Genomic DNA, 19860 nt, shown 5'->3' with positions numbered 1-19860 from the left:
ATGCGCGTCAACGCCTATGCCGCACCGGCCGCCGGCCAGCCCCTGGCCCCCACCGTCATCGAGCGCCGTGCCGTCGGACCCGACGACGTCCTCATCCAGATCGAGTTCGCCGGCATCTGCCACTCGGACATCCACACCGTCAACGGCGACTGGGGCCCCCAGCCCTTCCCGGTGGTTCCCGGTCACGAGATCGTCGGCGTCGTCACCGAGGTGGGGTCCGACGTGACCCGCCACCGGGTCGGCGACCGAGTGGGTGTCGGCTGCATGGTCAGCTCCTGCGGCGAGTGTGCGAACTGCCGTCGCGGCGACGAGCAGTACTGCGAGAACGGAATGGTCGGCACGTATGCCGCGACCGACCGGGACGGGACCACGACCCAGGGCGGCTACTCCACCCACGTGGTCGTCGACGCGAGCTACGTGCTGAGCGTGCCTGAGGGCATCGACCCCGCTGCGGCAGCCCCCCTGCTCTGCGCGGGCATCACCACCTACGCCCCGCTGCGACGGTGGGGCGCCGGTCCCGGCAGGAAGGTCGCGATCGTCGGACTCGGCGGCCTCGGGCACATGGCCGTCAAGATCGCCCACGCCCTCGGCGCCGAGGTCACCGTGCTCTCGCAGTCGCTGAAGAAGCAGGAGGACGGCCTGCGCCTCGGCGCCGACGAGTACCACGCCACCTCCGACCCGTCGACGTTCGAGCAGCTGGCCGGCCGGTTCGACCTCATCATCAACACGGTCAGCGCCAGGATCGACCTCGATGCCTACCTCGGGCTGCTCGCCGTGGACGGCACGCTCGTCAACGTCGGCGCACCGGCCGAGCCCCTGAGCGTCAACGTGTTCTCCCTGATCGGGGCGCGCCGCTCCTTCGCGGGCTCCATGATCGGCGGCATCGCCCTGACCCAGGAGATGCTCGACTTCTGTGCCGAGCACGGCATCGGCGCCGAGGTGGAGGTCATCGCGGCCGACCAGGTCAACGAGGCGTACGAGCGGGTCCTGGCGTCGGACGTGCGCTACCGCTTCGTCATCGACACCGCCACGCTCTGACCTCCGCCGCGCCCACGGCTCGGGTCGGGCACCCGCGCGGGCGGCGGCAGACCTCCGCTGCCGCCGCCCGCGCGTCCGGTCCGGGGGCTACTCCGAGCCGAGGGCCGGCAAGCGCTCCGGCAGGCCGAGACGCGGGAACTGGTCGGCGTGGAACGTCACGATCTCGGTGATCGCCGAACCGGTGACGCGCAGGACGTCGATCGTCAGCGGGAGGTACGCGCCCGCTCCCTCCTGCCACAGGTAGAAGGCGACGGCGGGCTGCCGGTTCACGGACGTGAGGACGGTGCGCAGGTTCCCGAGGTCCTCGAAGCCGCTCTCGACCCAGTCGGCCACCACCGCGTCGCGGCCGACGACCAGGCCCGGCGTGGGCGGCATCGAGCAGCGCACGTCGTCACGCACGAGCGCGGCGAGCCGGTCGATGTCCTTGGCGACACTCGCGTCGGTGAAGCGCCGCACCAGCTCTCGGGTCCCGGCGTCCTCCTCGGCGCCGGTCCAGTCCTGCCGCTCGGTGGGCAGGTGCTCCCGCATGCCGGCCCGGGCGCGCTGCAGCGCGCTGTTCACCGAGTTGACGGAGTCCCCGAGCAGCTCCCCGACGTCCTTCGCCGGCCAGCCGAGCACGTCCCGCAGGATGAGCACCGCCCGTGGGCGCGGCGCGAGGTGCTGCACCGCGACGAGGTACGCGAGCTCGATCGTCTCGCGCGCCACGGCGACGGTCTCCGGCTCGTCCGCGACGTCGGCCGGCAGCTCGTCGAGCAGCCGGTCGGGGTAGGGCTGCAGCCACGGCACCTCGCCGCCGGTCGCCGGCTCCGGGCGGCGCGTGGCCAGCAGGTCCAGGCAGGCATTGGTGGCGATCCGGTACAGCCAGGCCCGGAACGTCGAGCGCCCTTCGAAGGTCTCCCGCCGCCGCCAGGCCCGCAGGAACGTCTCCTGCACGGTGTCCTCGGCGTCCTCGAACGACCCGAGCATCCGGTAGCAGTGCACGTGCAGCTCCCGGCGGTGTCGCGCCACCAGCCTCGCGAACTCCGGCTCGTCGACCTCGTCCAGCCGGCTCCCGCCCGCACCGCTCACGCCCAGCTCCTCCACCCGCAGGTCCGCGCTCATCACGTCATCCTCCCTCTCGTCGTGTCCCGTCGTAGGTGTGACGGGTGGAGGCGCGAGAACTCATCACCGGGCGCAGGCCCGATGCACCTCGGGAGAGGGTGGGACGGTCGGTCAGAGGCGGGGTTCGAGGTCAGCGACGACCTGGTCACCGGTCAGTCCGAGCTCCTCGAGGATCTGGCCGCGCGACGCGTGGTCGAGGAATCGCTTCGGGATGCCGTAGGTGTGCACGGGCACGTCGACCTCGGCCTGACGCAGTGCGAGGGTGACGGCCGCGCCGACGCCCCCGCTGACGAGGTTGTCCTCGACCACGGCCACGGCGCCTGCTCGCCGCGCGAGGGCGACGACGTCGTCGCTCACGGGCAGCACCCACCGTGGGTCGACGACGCGGACCGTGCGACCGTGCGCCGCGATCTTCTCGCCCGCCTCGATGGCGAGCCCGGCGAACGCGCCGACCCCGACGACGAGCAGGTCGACGTCGTCGCCGGCGTTCTCGAAGAGCACGTCGACGTCACCGATCGAGCGCACCGCGGTCAGGGGGTCGGCGACGTCGCCCTTGGGGAAGCGGATGACCGTCGGGCCGTCGGAGACGTCGACCGCCTCGCGCAGCTGCTTGCGCACCTGTTCGCCGTCGCGGGGTGCGGCCAGGCGCAGGCCGGGCACGATCGAGGTCAGGGTCATGTCCCACATGCCGTTGTGGGAGGCGCCGTCACTGCCGGTGACACCGGCCCGGTCGAGGATGACGGTGATGCCGGCCCCGTGGAGGGCGCAGTCCATGAGAAGCTGGTCGAAGGCCCGGTTGAGGAACGTCGCGTAGACGGCGACGACCGGGTGCATGCCGGCGTACGCGAGCCCGGACGCCATCGTGACGGCGTGCTGTTCGGCGATGCCGACGTCGAAGACCCGGTCGGGGTAGGCGGCCGCGAAGCCGTCGAGGCCGACCGGGATGAGCATGGCGGCCGTGAGGGCGACGACGTCGGGGCGGTCGCGCCCGATCGCCACCATCTCCTCGTTGAACTCGTCGGTCCAGATGCGCCCCGAGACCTCGAACGGCAGCCCGGTCTCGGGGTTGAACTTGCCGACGCCGTGGAACTGGTCGGCCTCGTCGTCGATGGCCGGCTGGTAGCCGCGGCCCTTCTGCGTGATGACGTGGACGATGACGGGACCACCGAAGTCCTTGGCCTTGCTCAGCGCCCGCTCGAGCGCCTGCTCGTCGTGGCCGTCGACGGGGCCGAGGTACTTCAGGCCGAGGTCCTCGAACATGCCCTGCGGCGCGACGATGTCCTTGATGCCCTTCTTGACCCCGTGGAGGGTCTCGAACATCGCGCCGCCGACGACCGGGGTCTTGGCCAGCGAGCGCTTGCCCCACTCGAGGAAGCGCTCGTAGCCGCGCGTCGTGCGGAGCGTCGCGAGGTGGTCGGCCAGGCCGCCGATGGTCGGGGCGTAGGAGCGCTCGTTGTCGTTGACGACGATGACGAGCGGGAGGGTCTTGTCGACGGCGATGTTGTTGATCGCCTCCCAGGCCATGCCGCCCGTGAGGGCACCGTCACCGATGACGGCCACGGTGTGGCGGTCGGGCTCGCCGCTCAGGCGCCGGCCCTTGGCGATGCCGTCGGCCCACGAGAGGGCGGTCGAGGCGTGCGAGTTCTCGACGACGTCGTGCTCGGACTCGGCGCGGCTCGGGTAGCCGGACAGACCACCCTGCTTCTTCAGCTTGCTGAAGTCGTGGCGCCCGGTCAGCAGCTTGTGCACGTAGGACTGGTGGCCCGTGTCGAAGACGAGCGTGTCGTGCGGGGAGTCGAAGACGCGGTGCAGCGCGATCGTCAGCTCGACGACCCCGAGGTTCGGGCCGAGGTGTCCGCCGGTCTTGGAGACCTCGGTGACGAGGAAGGTGCGGATCTCCTCCGCCAGGGCCGGCAGCTGGGTCGCGGGCAGCGCCTTGAGCGCCGCCGGGCTCGTGATCGTCTCCAGCAGGGCCACGCTGCGTCGTCCTCTCGGTGGTCGTCCACCCACTCGGGTGGGTCGATCGAGTCTACGGGTCAACGCGTGGCGGCTCCCAACGGTGCGTGCAGACCGCCGTCGGCCCCGTCACACAACCTCCACACGACCGCCTGGACGCCGTCACAGGCGCGGCGCGAAGACCTTGCCCTGCAGCGCCTCGTGGAGCAGCCGCGCCGACCGCGAGGCGGCGAGCAGCCGGATCCCCTCGGCCTCGATCTGCCCGAGGATCTCGGTCAGGGCCTCCGCCGGCACGTGCGGCCCGATGGCCACGCGCGCCTCCCGCCACGCGTCGCGCATCGCGACGACCTGTCCGTCGAGGTGCCGACCGGCCAGCCAGGCGAGCGCGATCGGGTGACGCCGCCACCCGTCGTACGCCCGGTAGTCCGGGGGGCACTGGTCGAGCAGCCACAGCACGGCGCGCTCCTCCCAGCCGGGCGTGTGGGCCGGCGGGACTCCCGGCGGCCACCCGGGCGGGGTGTGCCCCCGGGAGCCGGAGGAGGTCGGAGTCGGCATGCTCCCAGTCTGCCTCGCCTAGGCTCGGACCATGACGACGGTCAGCTGGGTCACCGCCTTCCTCGACCTGCCGCCCGACGTCCATGCGGCCGGAACCCACTTCTGGTCGGCGGTGACGGGGTATGCCGTGTCGACGCCTCGTGGGGACCATGCGGAGTTCACGACGCTGCTGCCGCCGGTCGGTGACCCCTACCTCAAGATCCAGCGCACCGCCGCCGGTGACGGCGAGTCCACCGCCCCGGGGGTGCACCTCGACCTGCACGTCACGTCCGCGGCCGAGTCGGCGGCCCGGGCCGAGGTCCTGGGCGCCGAGGTCGTCCACCGGTCGGAGCACGGCTACGTCGTGCTCCGCTCGCCCGGCGGCTTCGTCTTCTGCTTCGTCCACGAGCCCCTCGCCCAGCGGCCGTGGCCGACCCGCTGGCCGCAGGCGCACGAGAGTGTCGTCGACCAGGTGTGCCTCGACATCCCCCACGACGGCTACGACGACGAGTGCACGTTCTGGACCGAGCTGACCGGGTGGCCGGTGCGCGGCTCGGTGAGACGGCCGGAGTTCCGCCACCTCGTGCGCCCGGACGGCATCCCGATCCGGCTCCTGCTCCAGCGGCTCGGTGAGCCGGCGACGGGGCAGGTCAGGGGGCACCTCGACCTGGCCTGCGACGACCGACCCACCGAGACCGCCCGGCACCGGGGTCTGGGCGCGGTGTTCGTCGCCGACCACGGTGCAGGGTGGACGACCCTGCGGGACCCGACGGGCGCCCTCTACTGCATCACCGACCGCGACCCCAGGTCGGGACTCGGCCGCTGACGCGTCACGCCCGGGCCCAGGTCACCAGTTGGGCTCGTGTGCCAGGGCCGGCGGCAGGGCCCGGCCCGCGGGCCGGATGACGTAGACGATCCCGCCGCTGTGCGGCACCCAGACGTTCTCGAACTCCTCCCGGTCGTAGACGACGCGCACCTGGTCGTTGCTCGCGACGAGGTGCGAGGCGGGGTCGTTGCACACGACGTCGCCGGACTCGGTGAAGCCCACGACGACCATGAGGTGGCCGTTCGTGCCGTAGCCGGCGCCCGTGAGCTCGCCCTTCTTGAACGAGACGGACACGACGAGCGGGATGCCGGCGGCGATGAACTCCTCGGCCTCGGTGAGGGTGCGCAACCGGGTGACGAAGCCGTGGAGGTCTCCGCGGGTCGCGGCGTACGCCGTGTTGAACGGCCAGTTGCCGGCGCCGTCGTAGGCGTAGTCGAAGACGTTGCGCGCCGTGAAGTCGACCTGGGCGTCGACGGGAGGGTCGACCCAGGCGGTCTCGGCGGATGACGGACCGGCGCCCCAGTAGGCGACGACCATCGACGTCGAGGTCGGTGAGCACCACGCCTCGCCGCCGTTGTCCCACTGCGGGTAGTGCCCGACGTGGACCTCCTGCGAGTACGTGGGCACGTCGAGGGTCGTGCCGCAGGCGGGCCCGTTGGGGCTGCGCGGCACCTTCTTCGCGTCGGGCAGGGCCGAGGCCATCGCCCCGACGACGGACACGGACGGGGTGTCGGCGCTGCCCTGCGGACGCAGGAGCCGGACCTCGAGCTGCCAGTCGGTCAGGCTGAAGCCTTTTCGGGTGGCGAGCGTGTCGGTGTAGACGGTGGCCACCGTGTCGCCCTGGCCGGCGAGGGAGGTGCGGTGGATGCCACCTCCGTCGGCGGGGTCCTCGGCCGCCCATCGCCCGAGCACGTAGTCCTTCGTCGTCGTGCCGGCACTGGTGCCTCGGACGCGCACCTCCACCCACGACCCTCCCGGCGTCGCGGCCTTCCACGAGGCGACGAGCTCGGTCAGTCCGAAGCCCGGGGGGACGACGGGAGAGGTCCACGTCGCGTACTCGTACGTGACCGGCGTGCCGGCCGTGGCGTGCGGGTCGGTGTAGTCGATCGTGTGGTCGAACGGTCCGAAGGCGAGGTCGGCGCCGGACCACGAGGCGTAGTGGACGTGGCGCTCGGCGGCACCCTTCTTCGGCGTGGCCGCGCGGGCACGCGGTGCGGCGGTGACGCCGACGAGGGCGGCACCTGCGGCGGCGGTGGCGAGCACCGAGCGGCGGCTGGGCTGGAACGGGGCGGCAGAGACGGTGGAGCGGCTGGGCATGGCACACCTTCCGGAGGGGGATCGCGCGGCCAGTCAACACCCGGTCCTCGCCGCATGGGGGTTCTGCGTCGGAAATTCTCGCGATGAGGACAGTCCGGGGAGGAAAATGACGCGTCAGCGCCAGTTCGCCTCGGCCGGCGACGTCGGCAGCGCCACGTCGGCGGGGTGCATGACATAGGTCAGGCCGCCGTTCGTGCCGAGCCAGACCCGCTCGAGCTGGTCGCGGCGGTAGACCGTGCGCACCTCGTCGTTGCTCGCGATCCGGTGCGAGTTCGGGTCGTTCGAGACCACGTCACCCTCGGCCGTGAAGCCGACGATGGTCAGCAGGTGGCCCTCGGTCGCGTAGCCGGCACCGTCGAGCTCGTCCTCGCGGAAGCTCACCGACACGACGAGCGGGATACCGGACGCGACGAACGCCTCGGCCTCGTTCAGGTCGCGCAGCCGCGTGACGAAGGCCCGCAGGCCGCGCGCGCCGGCGTACGCCGTGTTGAACGCCCAGTTGCCCGCTCCGCCGTACGAGCGGTCGTAGACGCGGCGCACACCGTGCACCACCTCGGGGTCCGTGTCGTGGCCGACCCATGCCACGTCGTCGCGGCCGGGAGCGCGCTCCCAGTGCTCGAGGAGCATCGTCGTCGACGTCGGTGAGCACCACGACCGCCCGCCGTTGTCCCATTCGGGGAAGGTGTCGACGTGCAGGCGCTGCGAGTGCGGCGGGACCCCCACCTCGTGGCCTCGGCCCGGGCCCGGCTCGCTGGTCGGCTCGTCAGGGGTGATCTCGAAGCGCGAGGCCGCCCCGGCCACGAGGGACACCGTGGGCCAGGCGATCTCGTCACCGGGACGGGCGAGAGCAGTCACGCGCAGCTGCCACCGCTCGACGCCCCGGCCGGCCGCCGAGAGCCACGTGTCCGTCGAGACGCGCCCGGCGTCGAAGGCCTGGCCGCGCAGCGTCGTCCGGGTGATCGGCGACTCCCCCGCCGGGTCGTCCTCGGCCCATCGGGCGAAGGTGAACCACGGGGTCCACCCGGACTCGTCGCCGACCCGGCCCTCGACGTGCAGCCACGTCCCGGCAGGCGTGCGGGCGTTCCATGACGGGATGAGCTCGGTTGCAGCGAAAGGCGACTCGACGACCGGCGACTCCCAGACACGGGCGCGGTAGGTCACGGGTTCGGACCCCTCGACGTGCACGTCGGCGTAGGCGACATCGGGCGACGCCGACCAGGCGAAGCCGGTCTCCCAGACGGTCAGGACCGCGTGTCGCTCGCTCACGCGACGAGCATGCCACCCGCCCGCGCATGCCACCCCGCCGGGTCCCTGGCACGCCCCGCGCCCACGCCGACGGGCCCGCATGCCGTGGCGTACGGCATACGGGCCCGTCGGGCCGTGCTGCGATGCGGGTCAGCTGGTGACCAGCGACCGCAGGACGTACTGGAGGATGCCGCCGTTGCGGTAGTAGTCGGCCTCACCGGGGGTGTCGATGCGCACGACGGCGTCGAACTCGACCGTCTCGCCCGACTCCTTGGTGGCGACGACCTTGACGGTCTTCGGCGTCGAGCCCTCGTTGAGGGCCGTGATGCCGGTGATCGAGAAGGTCTCGGTGCCCTCGAGGCCGAGCGAGTCGGCGTTCTGGCCGGCTGGGTACTGCAGCGGGATGACGCCCATGCCGATGAGGTTGGAGCGGTGGATGCGCTCGTAGCTCTCGGCGATGACGGCCTTGACGCCGAGCAGGCTCGTGCCCTTGGCAGCCCAGTCGCGCGACGAGCCGGAGCCGTACTCCTTGCCCGAGAGGATCACGAGCGGCGTGCCCGCCTCGGCGTAGCGCTGCGCGGCGTCGTAGATCGTCGACTGCTCTCCGCCGTTGGTGAAGTCGCGCGTGAAGCCGCCCTCGACGCCGTCGAGGAGGAGGTTCTTCAGGCGGATGTTGGCGAACGTGCCGCGGATCATGACCTCGTGGTTGCCGCGGCGCGAGCCGTAGGAGTTGAAGTCCTTGCGCTCGATGCCGTGGTCGGCGAGGTACCTGCCCGCGGGGCTGTCGTTCTTGATGGCACCGGCCGGGCTGATGTGGTCGGTCGTGACCGAGTCACCGAGCTTGGCGAGCACGCGAGCGCCGTCGATGTCGGCGACCGGGGTCGTGTCCATCGACATGCCGTCGAAGTACGGCGGCTTGCGGACGTAGGTCGACTCGCCGTCCCACGCGAAGGTGTCGCCCTCGGGCGTCGGCAGCGACTTCCAGCGCTCGTCGCCGGCGAACACGTCGGCGTAGTCCTCGGTGAACATCTCCTGGCTGATCGAGGCCGCGATGGTGCGCTCGACGTCGGCCGGCGCCGGCCAGATGTCCTCGAGGAAGACATCCTTGCCGTCGGTGTCCTGACCGAGGGGCTGCGACGCGAAGTCGAAGTCCATCGTCCCTGCGAGGGCGTAGGCGATGACGAGCGGCGGGCTCGCGAGGTAGTTCATCTTCACGTCGGGGTTGATGCGGCCCTCGAAGTTGCGGTTGCCCGAGAGGACCGACGTGACGGCGAGGTCGTTGTCGTTGATCGCCTTGGAGATCTCGTCGTTGAGCGGGCCCGAGTTGCCGATGCACGTCGTGCAGCCGTAGCCGACGAGGTGGAAGCCCAGCTTCTCGAGGTAGGGCCACATGCCGGCCTTGTCGTAGTAGCCCGTGACGACCTTCGAGCCGGGAGCCATCGACGTCTTGACCCACGGGGCGACCGAGAGGCCCTTTTCGACGGCGCTCTTGGCGAGCATCGCGGCCGCCATCATGACCGACGGGTTGGACGTGTTGGTGCAGCTCGTGATCGAGGCGATCGAGACGATGCCGTGGTCGATCTCGAACTCGCGGCCCTCGGCGTCGGTGACCGACACCTTCTTCGACGGGCGGCCGCTGACGCCACCGGAGTCGGCCGGGCGGTCGCCGCCGTTCGTGCCCTCGACGGTGCCCTGCGGCGTCGGGTCGCTGGCCGGGAAGGACGAGGCGGCACCCGCGTCACCCTCCTCGTGCGCGACGTACGTCGGGAGCACCTTGCGGAAGGCGTCCTTGGCATCGGTGAGCGCGATGCGGTCCTGGGGACGCTTGGGGCCGGCGATCGACGGGACGACCGTCGACAGGTCGAGCTCGAGGTACTCGCTGTAGCGGGCCTCGGGCTGGTCCGGACCGGCCTTGAGCCACATCCCCTGCTCCTTGGCGTACGCCTCGACGAGGGCGACGCTCTCGTCCGAGCGACCCGTGAGGCGCAGGTAGTCGAGGGTGACCTCGTCGATCGGGAAGATCGCGCAGGTCGAGCCGAACTCGGGGCTCATGTTGCCGATGGTCGCGCGGTTGGCGAGCGGCACCTGCGAGACGCCCTCGCCGTAGAACTCGACGAACTTGCCGACGACGCCGTGCTTGCGGAGCATCTCGGTGATCGTGAGGACGACGTCGGTGGCGGTGGCGGCGACGGGGATCGAACCGCTCAGCTTGAAGCCGACGACGCGCGGGATGAGCATCGAGACGGGCTGGCCGAGCATGGCCGCCTCGGCCTCGATGCCGCCGACGCCCCAGCCGAGCACGCCGAGGCCGTTGACCATCGTGGTGTGGGAGTCGGTGCCGACGCAGGTGTCGGGGTAGGCCACGCGCTCGCCGTCGATCTCGCGGACCATGACGGTGCGGGCCAGGTGCTCGATGTTGACCTGGTGGACGATGCCGGTGCCCGGCGGGACGACCTTGAAGTCGTCGAAGGCCGTCTGGCCCCAGCGCAGGAACTGGTAGCGCTCGCGGTTGCGCTGGTACTCGATCTCGACGTTGCGCTCGAAGGCGTCGGCACGGCCGAAGACGTCGATGATGACGGAGTGGTCGATGACGAGCTCGGCCGGCGCGAGGGGGTTGATCTTGGCCGGGTCGCCGCCGAGGTCGGCGACGGCCTCACGCATGGTGGCGAGGTCGACGACACAGGGCACGCCGGTGAAGTCCTGCATGATCACGCGGGCGGGCGTGAACTGGATCTCGGTGTCGGGCTCGGCATTCTCGTCCCACGAACCCACGGCGTTGATGTGGTCGGCGGTGATGTTCGCGCCGTCCTCGGTGCGCAGGAGGTTCTCGAGGAGGACCTTGAGGCTGTACGGCAGGGTCTCCTGCCCCTTCACGCCTGCGAGCCGGTAGATCTCGTAGGACTGACCATCGACCTCGAGGGTCCCCTTGGCCTTGAAGCTGTCAACACTGCCCACGACGGGCTCCTTCCAGCAACTCTGATGTCACGGTGCTCGATTTATCTTGACGTCAAGATATATCTAACCACACGCGTTCGACCTTGTCAGTCCACCCCTACCCGCCCATCCTTCCCTCCGCTCGCGCTGTTGTCGCCCCCTGTCCGGTGGCCCTTCCGGGAGGGCCGACGGGCTGACCACAGCAGGCCCTCGACCGGGACGCCCGCCTCGAGACGCAGGTGCACGGGGGTGGTCACGACCTCCTCCAGACCGGCCGCGCACGAGGCGGCCCGAAGGTGCTCCTCGGCGTGCGCGTAGCGTCCCGACGGCATCAGCCGCCACTCCCCCGTCGGGTCGGTGAGCCGCTCGACCGTCGCGACCACGGCGCCGCCCGGCCGCAGCGCGTGCGCAGCCGCGGCCGTCACGGCGCGGAGGTCGCCGAGGTAGCAGAACGTGTCGGCGCAGACGACGAGGTCGTATGCCGTGGGCTGGGCCCTGAGGAACGCGCCGAGCTCCGCCCGGTGCAGCACGTCGTAGCAGCCGCGAACCTGCGCGTGCCGGAGCATGTTGGTCGACAGGTCGCACCCGACGAGGGTCTGCGCCCAGGGCCGCACGAGCACCCCGACGAGGCCGGTGCCGCAGCCGAGGTCGGCCACGTCGAGGTCGCCGGCCGGCTCACCGACGAGCGCGGCGACCCGGTCGACGACGAGGTCCGGTGCGCGGTAGCGCAGGCCTGCGAGGTGCGGGTCGAACGCGTCGGCCGTGGCGTCGAAGAGCGTCTCGACGTATTCGTCGGGTGCACGGTCGGGGACAGGCAGGCCGCCGAGGGCCGCGAGACGGTGCCGGGCGCCCGGGTGGTCGGGGTCGAGTCGCACCCACCGACGCACGAGGTCGAGCGCGTCGCCCTCCCGGCCACGACCCGACAGGGACAGCACGGCCGCGGTCACGGCCGCCCGTCCCAGCGCACCCTGCGGCTCGAGCTCGAGGGCCCTGAGCCCGGCCCGGCCGGCACCGACCGGGTCGTCGGCCATCCGCAGCGCCGTGGCGAGGTTGGCCCACGTCGGGGCGTCGTCCGGATGGACGGCGAGGCTGGCCGCGTACGCCTCCGCGGCGGCCGCCGGGTCCCCGGCCTCCAGGCGCATGTTGCCGAGGTCGTTGTGCAGGCTCGCGACCACCACTGGATCCGTGGTCGCCGCGAGAGCGGCGGAGATCAGCCGCTCGGCGGCCTCGACGTCCCCACGCAGGTGCGCAGCGGCGGCTCGAGGGTGCAGCACGCGTACGTCGTCGTGTCCTTCCGGCGCTTCGGCCAGGGCCGACTCGGCCCCTGCACCGTCACCTGCGCGCAGCCGCTCCAGCGCGCTCTCGATCACGACGTCGAGCGCGTCCCGGCGCCCGTCCACGTGCCCGGAGCCGGTGGTCAGCCCATCTTGTTCGATCGGATGTCCCACGTGACGCTGGAGGTCCGGCCCGACGCACCACCACCGGGCCCGGGCTCGGCGTAGTCGAAGCGGATCCACGCGGGCTGGAGGGCCACCTCCTCGTCGACGTCGTCCTCGTCACCCGACACGAGCACCTCGGTCACGACGAGGTCCTTCATCGTCACCGTGAGGAAGTCCTTGCGCGCACCGGAGTGGGCGACGTTGAGCGTCGCGTCCTTGAGGTGCTTGCCGGTCGCGGCGAACGACGCGAGGTGCGGCGACGCGAGATCGTAGTGGTGGACGATCCGGAACTCGTGGGCTCGTGGGCGGCCGGACGAACCGCCGCTGCCCGAGCCGTTCGTCGGGGTCGTCACGCCCCAGTTCCACGAGAGCACGTCGACCGCGCCCTTGTGGTCCTTGCTCTGGCTGCTGCCCTCGATGCCGTCGAACTTCATGAACGCATCCATGTCGCCTCCACCCGATGCCGAGCACGTGCGTCGACGCTAGCACCGCGGGAGCCGGGCCAGAAGGCCTTCACCGGTGCCCGTCGCCGGCGTCCGCGCTGGTCAGGGCCTCGCGGAAGTGTGGGTCGAGGGCGGCCTTCTCGCCGGCCTCGGTGTCGAACCACACGTAGGTGATGACGCACGTGGCCGTGAGCAGCGGGTGCTCGCCCCGGCGCCAGATCTCGTGGCGGAGGGTGAACGACGAGGTGCCGATCCGGTCGACGACGACGCGGATGTCCGCGTGGTCGAGCGGCTTGAGGCTGGCGGTCCAGTCGATCTCGGCGTGACGCACCAGCGCGAGCCGGTGCTCGTCGGTGAAGCGGTAGGGCCCGTAGCCGAGGTGGTCGAGGAACGCCATCTTCGCGTCCTCGCACCACATCAGGTAGTGGGAGTTGAAGACGACGCCCGCAAAGTCGATCTCGGAGAACTTCACGGCCACGGGGTAGCTGAACGACATGCCCCCATGGTCTCGTGGCAGCGACACCTCTCGACCCCGGCCCTCCCCGGGCGTGGCCCCACGCCGTCACACGGTCACGCGAGCAGGTCCTCGGGAGGCAACGGTGGCTGCGTCGCCGGCCCGTCCGTGGTCACCCAGCCTCACGCTGAGGCTGGCTCATGCAGCGTCGAGCCTCAGGTCCGCCGGGCGGGTCACGTAGGAGCGTCCGGTCGGCGAGGTCCATGTGCATGTGCCGTCGGCATCCATGGTCAGCGTCCAGCCGGCGTGGTGCTTGAAGCCGTGGTGGCTGCGGCACAGGCAGACGAGGTTGGACTCGGAGGTCGAGCCGCCGGGGAAGGGCACGACATGGTCGAGGTCGCACCGTCGTGCCGCGACGCCGCACCCCGGGAAACGACAGGTGCGGTCGCGGTCTCGAATCCGCTGGGAGAGAGCGGCATTGGGTCGATACCTGGCTGGGTCACGCGCGACCGTGACGCCGGTCAACGCGTCTGCTCGAGTCACGCGCAGCACGACATCAGGGTCGGACAGAACCTCTGCCAGCACCGCCGAGAGCATCCAGCCGAACCGTGGATGTCGGACGCCGACGTTCGGCGGTCGCCATCGTCTCTCGCGCTCGAAGAGCTCGGACCCGATCGCGTGCTCCGACGCGAGCCGGGGACCCGCGATGAGTCCCAGGTCGTCGGAACAGGCGTCGACCGATGCCGGCAGGTTGGGGCCATACGGCGGACCCTGCTGACGAGACGGGGCGCCGGGACGCAGGTCAGCCAGCGGCATGGAGGAGGGAGGGTCTGCGCAAGCGGTGTCTGGGACAGCATGGCCATGACCTTGGGGCGGAGCGCTGCGCTGATCGTCCATCGCGGGGTCGGTGAAGGTGGGCACGACCAGCTCGACGGTCGTGGACACCTGAGCGCTGCCCAGCAGCAGGTCGAGGAAGGCGTCCGCCCGGGCCTGGTCGATCGAACGGGCAGGATCAGCGCGCACGTACTCGTGAGCCAGCTCGTCGACGGCACCCCACGCCTGCATCGAGTCCCGCGCGGGCAGCGAGGCCTTCCACCACGTCGTACCCGGGTCGAGTCCCGGCTCCACCCGGACGAAGCGGTCACGCAGACCGTGCTCCGATCGACGATGAACGGCCGCCGGGTCGATCGCCATGGCGGCACGCTCGCACTCTCGTCGGAGCCGAGCGGGTGTCAACGACTCCACCCCGCCTCCCTCGACGACGACGGCGTCGAAGGCCGGGCGGCCATCGACCGCGACGAGTCCGGCCCGGTCCACCAGGACGCCGGTCTGCCGCGGGGTGAGCCGCCCGTCGAGCGCGGACGCCAGAGTGCGCGGGAGGTCCTCGACGAGGCAGAGGGCATCCGAGACCCGCGACTCGGCGCCACGGGGGGTCGAACGCAGGATGGGCGCGACGCTGGAGGCGACGATCTTCACCGACGACGGGCGGTACTCGGACCCGTCGGCCCAGTCCCCGTCGAGGTCTGCGAGATCGAGCTCCTCACGGCGCACGCAGGCGGCCAGGGCCAGGTCCTGGACGGCGCTGAGGACGTTCATCGCGCGTTGCGCGACGGCAAGGACCGCCTCGGCGCTCGCCGTGTCGAGGGTGCGCAGGCGCTCCGGCACCACGCGACACACGACGGCTGCCTGCGCGACCGGCGCCAGCGCATCGAAGACATCGGCAGGGATCTGGGTGAGGAACGCAAGCACGCCAGCGACCTCGCTGCTCTCGATGGCGCCCCCCAACTCCATGATCGAACACTGGTACGAGCCACCGACAGTCACTGTCGTGGCAGACGCGCACCGACGGCCACCCAGGCCCGGTTCCGGACGTCTGGCCCCGCAGGGCTCTTGCTAGGTTCGCCAGGTGGACATCACACGGATCGGACCCGCCGACTGGGAGAGGTTCCGTAGGGTGCGGCTGGCCTCGCTGTCCGAGTCTCCAGCGGCCTTCGGTTCGCGACATGCCGACTGGGTCGACGCCCCGCCCGAGCGCTGGCAGTCCCGCCTGACCCTGGTTCCCTTGACGCTCCTGGCGCACGAAGCGACGACAGATCTCGGTGTCGTCAGCGGACAACCTGTCGGCGAGGCGTGGGTCGAGCTCATCTCGATGTGGGTGGCCCCCGCTGCACGAGGCACGGGTGTCGCCGGCCGGCTCATCGACGCGGTCGCGGACTGGGCGGCGGCTCAGGGCAGGACGACCTACCTGATGGTCCGCAGCGACAACACGCCCGCGAGGAAGTCCTATGAACGGGCTGGATTCGTCGACATGGGCGTCCCGGACGACTGGCCCCCCGACGAGCCCCCCGAGCACCGCATGGAGCGGCGCCCCTGACACCGGCTCGCCCGTGAGCGTGTGGCGCCCACGGACCACGCCGATGACCCGTCGACGAGGAGGAGGAGCCCGCCCAGGGCGGGGACCGCCCGGCCGTCAGGCCTGAGGTCGCGTCGACTCGCCTCGTGGCTCCAGCACGGCGATGCACTCGACGTGGTGGGTCATCGGGAAGGCGTCCCAGGCCTCGAGCGAGACCAGGTCGTAGCCATGGGTGCCGGCCGCCTTGACGTCTCGGGCCAGGGCCGACGGGTCGCAGGCGACGTAGACGACGCGGCGCGGGCCCATCTGCGCGAGCAGCCCCATGACGTCCTTGCCGGCGCCGGTGCGGGGAGGGTCGAGCACCACGAGGTCGGCGGTGACGTCCTGTCCGACGAGCCAGCGCAGCTCCCGGTCGACGCGGTTGGCACGCCACTCGACGTTGTCGAGGTGCTCGGTGTTGGCCGACCCGTTCTCGACGGCTCGGCGGTCGCCCTCGACGCCGAGGACGACGCCGTCGGGCGCGACGAGCTCAGCGAGGCGCATCGTGAACAGTCCCGACCCGGCGTAGAGGTCGAGGACGCGGTCGCCTGGCTCGGCCCCGAGCAGCGTCGTCACGCGGGTCAGGAACGTCGAGGCCGCACCCGGGTGCACCTGCCAGAAGCCCCGCGCGGCGACGACGTACTCGCCCTCCCAGTCCCCGTCGCGAGCGAGCTCGCCGACGAGACCGCCGCCGCCCCCTCCCTCTGGCGCGGGCAGCGGGACGAGCACGGGCTCCTCGGGGTGCACGGCATCGACGACGTCGACCGACTCGAGGTCGGGCCACTGGGTGTCGAGCACCCCGGAGTCGATGACCCTGCGGGTGGCGATCAGGCAGTCGTCGACGGGCACGACGTCACGCGACCGGTGGCCGCGCAACCCGGCCCTCCCGGCTCCGTCGACAGCGAACTCGACGCGGGTGCGCCACCGCAGGCCCGCCTCGTCGCCGGGCACCGGTTGGACGTCGACGTCGACGTCGAGACCGGCAACGCGCGCGAACTGCTCGCGCACGACGGCCGACTTGAGCGCCCGCTGCGTGTCGAGCGACGCGTGCTGGAAGTCGCAGCCGCCGCAGCCTCCCGGGACGGCATAAGGGCACGGGGCCTCGACGCGTCCGGGCGCTGCTTCGAGCACGTCGACAGCATCGGCGCGGACGAAGCTGTCACCGACGCGCCCCTCGGTGACGCGCGCGACGACGCGCTCGCCGGGCAGCGTGTGGCGGACGAAGACGACCTGCCCCTCGTGCCGGGCCACGCAGTGACCGCCGTGGGCGACGGGGCCGACCTCGACGGTCCACTCCCGGCCCACGAGCGACTCTCCGCCGGCGGCGCGCTCGCGGTTCTGGCGACCGCTCACAGCGCCCCGCCGCGCACGGACCCGCTGATCGGCGGCTCGTCGATCCAGTCGCGCTCGGCGCCCTCGGACGACTGGAGCTGCCACGGGACGCTGACGACCATGACACCCGGGGTGAAGAGCAGCCGGGCCTTGAGCCGCAGGGCGCTCTGGTTGTGGAGCACCTGCTCCCACCACTTCCCGAGGACGTACTCCGGCAGGTAGACGGTGACGATGTCGCGCGGGTTGCCGCTGCGGATCGAGCGGACGTAGTCGAGGATCGGCTTGGTGATCTGGCGGTACGGCGAGGACAGCACCTTGAGCGGGACCGGGATCTCGCGCTTGTCCCACTCGTCGAGCAGCGCCTGGGTCTCGTCGGGGTCGACGTCGACGGTGACCGCCTCGAGGTAGGAGGGGCGGCTCGCCCGGGCGTACGCCAGCGCGCGCATCGTCGGCTTGTGCACCTTGGAGATGCAGACGATGGCGTGCACGTGGCTCGGCAGCATCGGGCGCTCGACGTCCCAGTCGATCGCCAGCTCGTCGCGGACTCGGTTGTAGTGCTTCTTGATCCCGAGCATGAGCGCGAAGAGGACGACCATCGCGAGGATCGCGTACTTCGCGCCCGCCTGGAACTTCGTGACGAGCACGACGATGAGCACCGTCGCCGACATGGCGGCACCGACGGCGTTGATGACGCGCGAGCGCTGCATCCGCGCCCGTTCCTTGGGGTTGCGCTCGAGCCTGAGGTGGCGCGTCCAGTGCCGCACCATCCCGACCTGTGAGGTGGTGAAGGAGACGAACACCCCGACGATGTAGAGCTGGATCAGCGCGGTGACCTCGGCCTTGAAGACGATCACGAGGACGATGGCGGCCCCGGCCAGGATGAGGATCCCGTTGCTGAAGGCGAGCCGGTCGCCGCGCGTGTGCATCTGCCGCGGCAGGTAGCCGTCGCGGGCAAGGATCGAGCCGAGCACCGGGAAGCCGTTGAACGCCGTGTTGGCAGCCAGGACGAGGATCAGGCCGGTGACGATCGAGACGAAGACGACGCCGATCGGGAAGTTCGAGAAGACGGACTCGGCGAGCTGGCCGATCGCCGTGTGCTGCACGTAGGAGTCGCCGACCGGCTGCCCGTCGCGCAGCAGCTGGGCGCCGGGGTCGTCCGCGATCTTGACGCCGGTCCACTGGCTGAGCGCGATGATCGACCCGAGCATGACGATCGACAGCGTCCCCATGAGCAGCAGGGTCGTCGCGGCGTTGGTGCTCTTCGGCTTCTTGAAGGCCGGCACGCCGTTGCTGATGGCCTCGACGCCGGTGAGGGCGGCGCAGCCGGACGAGAAGGCCCGGAGCAGGAGGAACGCCGCGGCGAGCCCGGTGAGGCCCTGGCCCTCCTCGGGCTTGAGCGTCAGGCCCGCGCTCTCGGCCGGGGTGAGGCTGCCGGTGAAGTGCTGGAAGAAGCCGTAGATGCCCATGCCGATGATGGCCAGCATGAAGGCGTAGACGGGCACGGCGAAGGCCTTGCCCGACTCCCGGACGCCGCGCAGGTTCATCGCCGTGAGGAAGGCGATGAGGGCCACGGCGACGATGACCTCGTGCCCGCGCACGAACCCGAGCACTGTGGCGGCGTTCTGCACGCCGGACGAGATCGACACCGCGACGGTGAGCACGTAGTCGACGAGGAGGGCGCTGGCGACGGTGAGTCCCGCCCGGGGTCCGAGGTTGACGGTCGCGACCTCGTAGTCGCCGCCGCCCGAGGGGTAGGCGTGGACGTTCTGCCGGTACGACGCCACGACGACGACCATGACGAGGACGACCGCGATCGTGACCTGCCAGCTGTGCGTCGCGACGAAGGTCCCACCGGCGAGGCCCAGCATGAGCAGGATCTCGTCGGGCGCGTAGGCCACCGAGGAGAGCGCGTCGCTCGCGAAGATCGGCAGCGCGAGCCGCTTGGGCAGGAGGGTCTCCCCGAGCTTGTCGCTGCGCATCGCGCGACCGAGGAGGAGGCGCTTGAACAGCGAACCGGTACCGGGCACGACGCAACTGTATGACGGATCGTTCCGCTGCACTGACCCACTCGGGACGTCGTGGACACGGCCCCGAGAGCGTATGCCGTCCCGACCGTTTCGCCCGCCCGGGCAGCCTGCGTGACCTGCGGGGTGGGCGATGGGCTCACGGTGTAGCGTCGCGTCCGTGCACTTCGTCATCATGGGTTGCGGCCGCGTCGGGTCGACTCTCGCCCGCACCCTGGGCCGCAACGGCCACGACGTCGCCATCATCGACGCGGACGCCTCCGCGTTCCGGCGGCTGGGCACCTCCTTCGAGGGCCAGACGGTCACGGGCATCGGTTTCGACCGTGACACCCTCATCGCCGCCGGCATCCGGGAGGCCTACGCGTTCGCGGCCGTCAGCAGCGGCGACAACTCCAACATCCTCGCCGCCCGCGTCGCGCGCGAGACGTTCGGGGTCGAGCACGTCGCGGCTCGCATCTACGACCCCCAGCGCGCCATGGTCTACCAGCGCCTCGGCATCCCGACCGTCGCCACCGTGCGCTGGACCTCCGACCAGATGATCCAGCGGTTGCTGCCCCAGGGCGCCGTGCCCGAGCTGACCGACCCGAGCGGCAAGATCGTCATCGCCGAGGTCCCCCTCGCCGAGGGCTGGATCGGGCGGCACTTCACCGACCTCGAGGAGCAGACCGGGGCCCGGGTCGCCTACGTCACCCGGCTCGGCGAGGGCACGCTCCCCCGGCCCGACATGGTCGTCCAGCAGGGCGACCTCGTGCACCTCACCGTCCCGCGCGACGACCTCGCTCGCGTCGAGCGGCTCTGCGACCAGGCCCCGGCCGCCCACTGACC

Annotated in this window: 16 protein-coding genes; 4 read left to right on the top strand and 12 right to left on the bottom strand. The window is 71.3% G+C overall.

Annotation, left to right across the window (positions count from 1 at the left end; translation table 11 throughout):
• The gene (locus ASG96_RS12175; protein ID WP_056757918.1) at positions 1 to 1038 is read left to right on the top strand and encodes an NAD(P)-dependent alcohol dehydrogenase; all 1038 of its coding nucleotides are present in this window, start codon (positions 1 to 3) and stop codon (positions 1036 to 1038) included.
• A gap of 87 nt (positions 1039 to 1125) precedes the next feature.
• Here ASG96_RS12175 and ASG96_RS12170 read toward each other — a convergent pair whose 3' ends face one another.
• The 3 genes from ASG96_RS12170 to ASG96_RS12160 all read right to left on the bottom strand — a co-directional run bounded on the left by ASG96_RS12170 (position 1126) and on the right by ASG96_RS12160 (position 4650).
• Positions 1126 to 2139 carry an RNA polymerase subunit sigma-70 gene (locus ASG96_RS12170; protein ID WP_056757922.1) on the bottom strand — a complete coding sequence of 338 codons (1014 nt, stop codon included), beginning with the start codon at positions 2137 to 2139 and terminating at the stop codon, positions 1126 to 1128.
• Between the two features lie 111 nt (positions 2140 to 2250).
• A complete protein-coding gene (gene dxs / locus ASG96_RS12165) occupies positions 2251 to 4116 on the bottom strand; it encodes a 1-deoxy-D-xylulose-5-phosphate synthase (RefSeq protein WP_056757926.1) in 1866 nt (621 codons plus the stop codon).
• Positions 4117 to 4257: 141 nt separating this feature from the next.
• Positions 4258 to 4650, bottom strand: a complete 393-nt coding sequence (locus ASG96_RS12160; RefSeq protein ID WP_235506676.1) for a hypothetical protein — start codon at positions 4648 to 4650, stop codon at positions 4258 to 4260.
• Between the two features lie 31 nt (positions 4651 to 4681).
• Between ASG96_RS12160 and ASG96_RS12155 the strand changes: the two genes are divergently transcribed.
• Positions 4682 to 5455 carry a VOC family protein gene (locus ASG96_RS12155; RefSeq protein WP_056757931.1) on the top strand — a complete coding sequence of 258 codons (774 nt, stop codon included), beginning with the start codon at positions 4682 to 4684 and terminating at the stop codon, positions 5453 to 5455.
• A gap of 21 nt (positions 5456 to 5476) precedes the next feature.
• Here the strand turns inward: ASG96_RS12155 and ASG96_RS12150 are convergent, their stop codons facing one another.
• The 7 genes from ASG96_RS12150 to ASG96_RS12120 form a co-directional block, all read right to left on the bottom strand.
• The gene (locus ASG96_RS12150) at positions 5477 to 6772 is read right to left on the bottom strand and encodes a peptidase C39 family protein (RefSeq protein ID WP_057588057.1); all 1296 of its coding nucleotides are present in this window, start codon (positions 6770 to 6772) and stop codon (positions 5477 to 5479) included.
• A 114-nt stretch (positions 6773 to 6886) separates the two neighbouring features.
• Positions 6887 to 8038 (bottom strand): C39 family peptidase, encoded by a 1152-nt coding sequence (locus tag ASG96_RS12145; protein ID WP_057588056.1) that lies wholly within the window; start codon positions 8036 to 8038, stop codon positions 6887 to 6889.
• 129 nt (positions 8039 to 8167) lie between these two features.
• Positions 8168 to 10972, bottom strand: a complete 2805-nt coding sequence (gene acnA, locus ASG96_RS12140; protein ID WP_057588055.1) for an aconitate hydratase AcnA — start codon at positions 10970 to 10972, stop codon at positions 8168 to 8170.
• Positions 10973 to 11058: 86 nt separating this feature from the next.
• Positions 11059 to 12351 carry a methyltransferase gene (locus ASG96_RS12135; RefSeq protein WP_057588054.1) on the bottom strand — a complete coding sequence of 431 codons (1293 nt, stop codon included), beginning with the start codon at positions 12349 to 12351 and terminating at the stop codon, positions 11059 to 11061.
• Between the two features lie 17 nt (positions 12352 to 12368).
• Positions 12369 to 12836, bottom strand: coding sequence for a type VI secretion system tube protein Hcp (locus tag ASG96_RS12130; protein WP_057588053.1), 468 nt, complete (start codon positions 12834 to 12836; stop codon positions 12369 to 12371).
• 67 nt (positions 12837 to 12903) lie between these two features.
• A complete protein-coding gene (locus tag ASG96_RS12125) occupies positions 12904 to 13329 on the bottom strand; it encodes a thioesterase family protein (protein WP_057588052.1) in 426 nt (141 codons plus the stop codon).
• A 156-nt stretch (positions 13330 to 13485) separates the two neighbouring features.
• The gene (locus ASG96_RS12120) at positions 13486 to 15078 is read right to left on the bottom strand and encodes an HNH endonuclease signature motif containing protein (RefSeq protein ID WP_057588051.1); all 1593 of its coding nucleotides are present in this window, start codon (positions 15076 to 15078) and stop codon (positions 13486 to 13488) included.
• Positions 15079 to 15193: 115 nt separating this feature from the next.
• Between ASG96_RS12120 and ASG96_RS12115 the strand changes: the two genes are divergently transcribed.
• Positions 15194 to 15661, top strand: coding sequence for an N-acetyltransferase (locus tag ASG96_RS12115; protein ID WP_056757955.1), 468 nt, complete (start codon positions 15194 to 15196; stop codon positions 15659 to 15661).
• Positions 15662 to 15757: 96 nt separating this feature from the next.
• Here ASG96_RS12115 and ASG96_RS12110 read toward each other — a convergent pair whose 3' ends face one another.
• Positions 15758 to 17032, bottom strand: a complete 1275-nt coding sequence (locus ASG96_RS12110) for a class I SAM-dependent RNA methyltransferase (protein WP_057588050.1) — start codon at positions 17030 to 17032, stop codon at positions 15758 to 15760.
• Positions 17029 to 18990: an APC family permease gene (locus ASG96_RS12105; protein ID WP_056758878.1), complete on the bottom strand. Its 1962-nt coding sequence runs from the start codon at positions 18988 to 18990 to the stop codon at positions 17029 to 17031. The genes ASG96_RS12110 and ASG96_RS12105 overlap by 4 nt, the downstream gene beginning before the upstream one ends.
• A gap of 205 nt (positions 18991 to 19195) precedes the next feature.
• On the opposite strand from ASG96_RS12105, the gene ASG96_RS12100 reads away from it, so the two are divergent.
• A complete protein-coding gene (locus ASG96_RS12100) occupies positions 19196 to 19858 on the top strand; it encodes a TrkA family potassium uptake protein (RefSeq protein WP_056757962.1) in 663 nt (220 codons plus the stop codon).
• Positions 19859 to 19860 lie beyond the last annotated feature (2 nt).

It is taken from the genome of Terrabacter sp. Soil810 (assembly GCF_001429645.1).
Lineage (GTDB): Bacteria > Actinomycetota > Actinomycetes > Actinomycetales > Dermatophilaceae > Terrabacter.
Note: the sequence above shows the minus strand (reverse complement) of the source record. Positions and strands in the feature narration are given on the sequence as shown.

Excerpts from the sequence above, each read along its gene's own strand:
- ASG96_RS12175 (WP_056757918.1), top strand. The coding sequence starts at position 1 with ATGCGCGTCAACGCCTATGCCGCACCGGCCGCCGGCCAGCCCCTGGCC.
- ASG96_RS12170 (WP_056757922.1), bottom strand. The coding sequence starts at position 2,139 with ATGAGCGCGGACCTGCGGGTGGAGGAGCTGGGCGTGAGCGGTGCGGGC.
- ASG96_RS12160 (WP_235506676.1), bottom strand. The coding sequence starts at position 4,650 with ATGCCGACTCCGACCTCCTCCGGCTCCCGGGGGCACACCCCGCCCGGG.
- ASG96_RS12155 (WP_056757931.1), top strand. The coding sequence starts at position 4,682 with ATGACGACGGTCAGCTGGGTCACCGCCTTCCTCGACCTGCCGCCCGAC.
- ASG96_RS12150 (WP_057588057.1), bottom strand. The coding sequence starts at position 6,772 with ATGCCCAGCCGCTCCACCGTCTCTGCCGCCCCGTTCCAGCCCAGCCGC.
- ASG96_RS12130 (WP_057588053.1), bottom strand. The coding sequence starts at position 12,836 with ATGGATGCGTTCATGAAGTTCGACGGCATCGAGGGCAGCAGCCAGAGC.
- ASG96_RS12125 (WP_057588052.1), bottom strand. The coding sequence starts at position 13,329 with ATGTCGTTCAGCTACCCCGTGGCCGTGAAGTTCTCCGAGATCGACTTT.
- ASG96_RS12120 (WP_057588051.1), bottom strand. The coding sequence starts at position 15,078 with ATGGAGTTGGGGGGCGCCATCGAGAGCAGCGAGGTCGCTGGCGTGCTT.
- ASG96_RS12105 (WP_056758878.1), bottom strand. The coding sequence starts at position 18,990 with ATGCGCAGCGACAAGCTCGGGGAGACCCTCCTGCCCAAGCGGCTCGCG.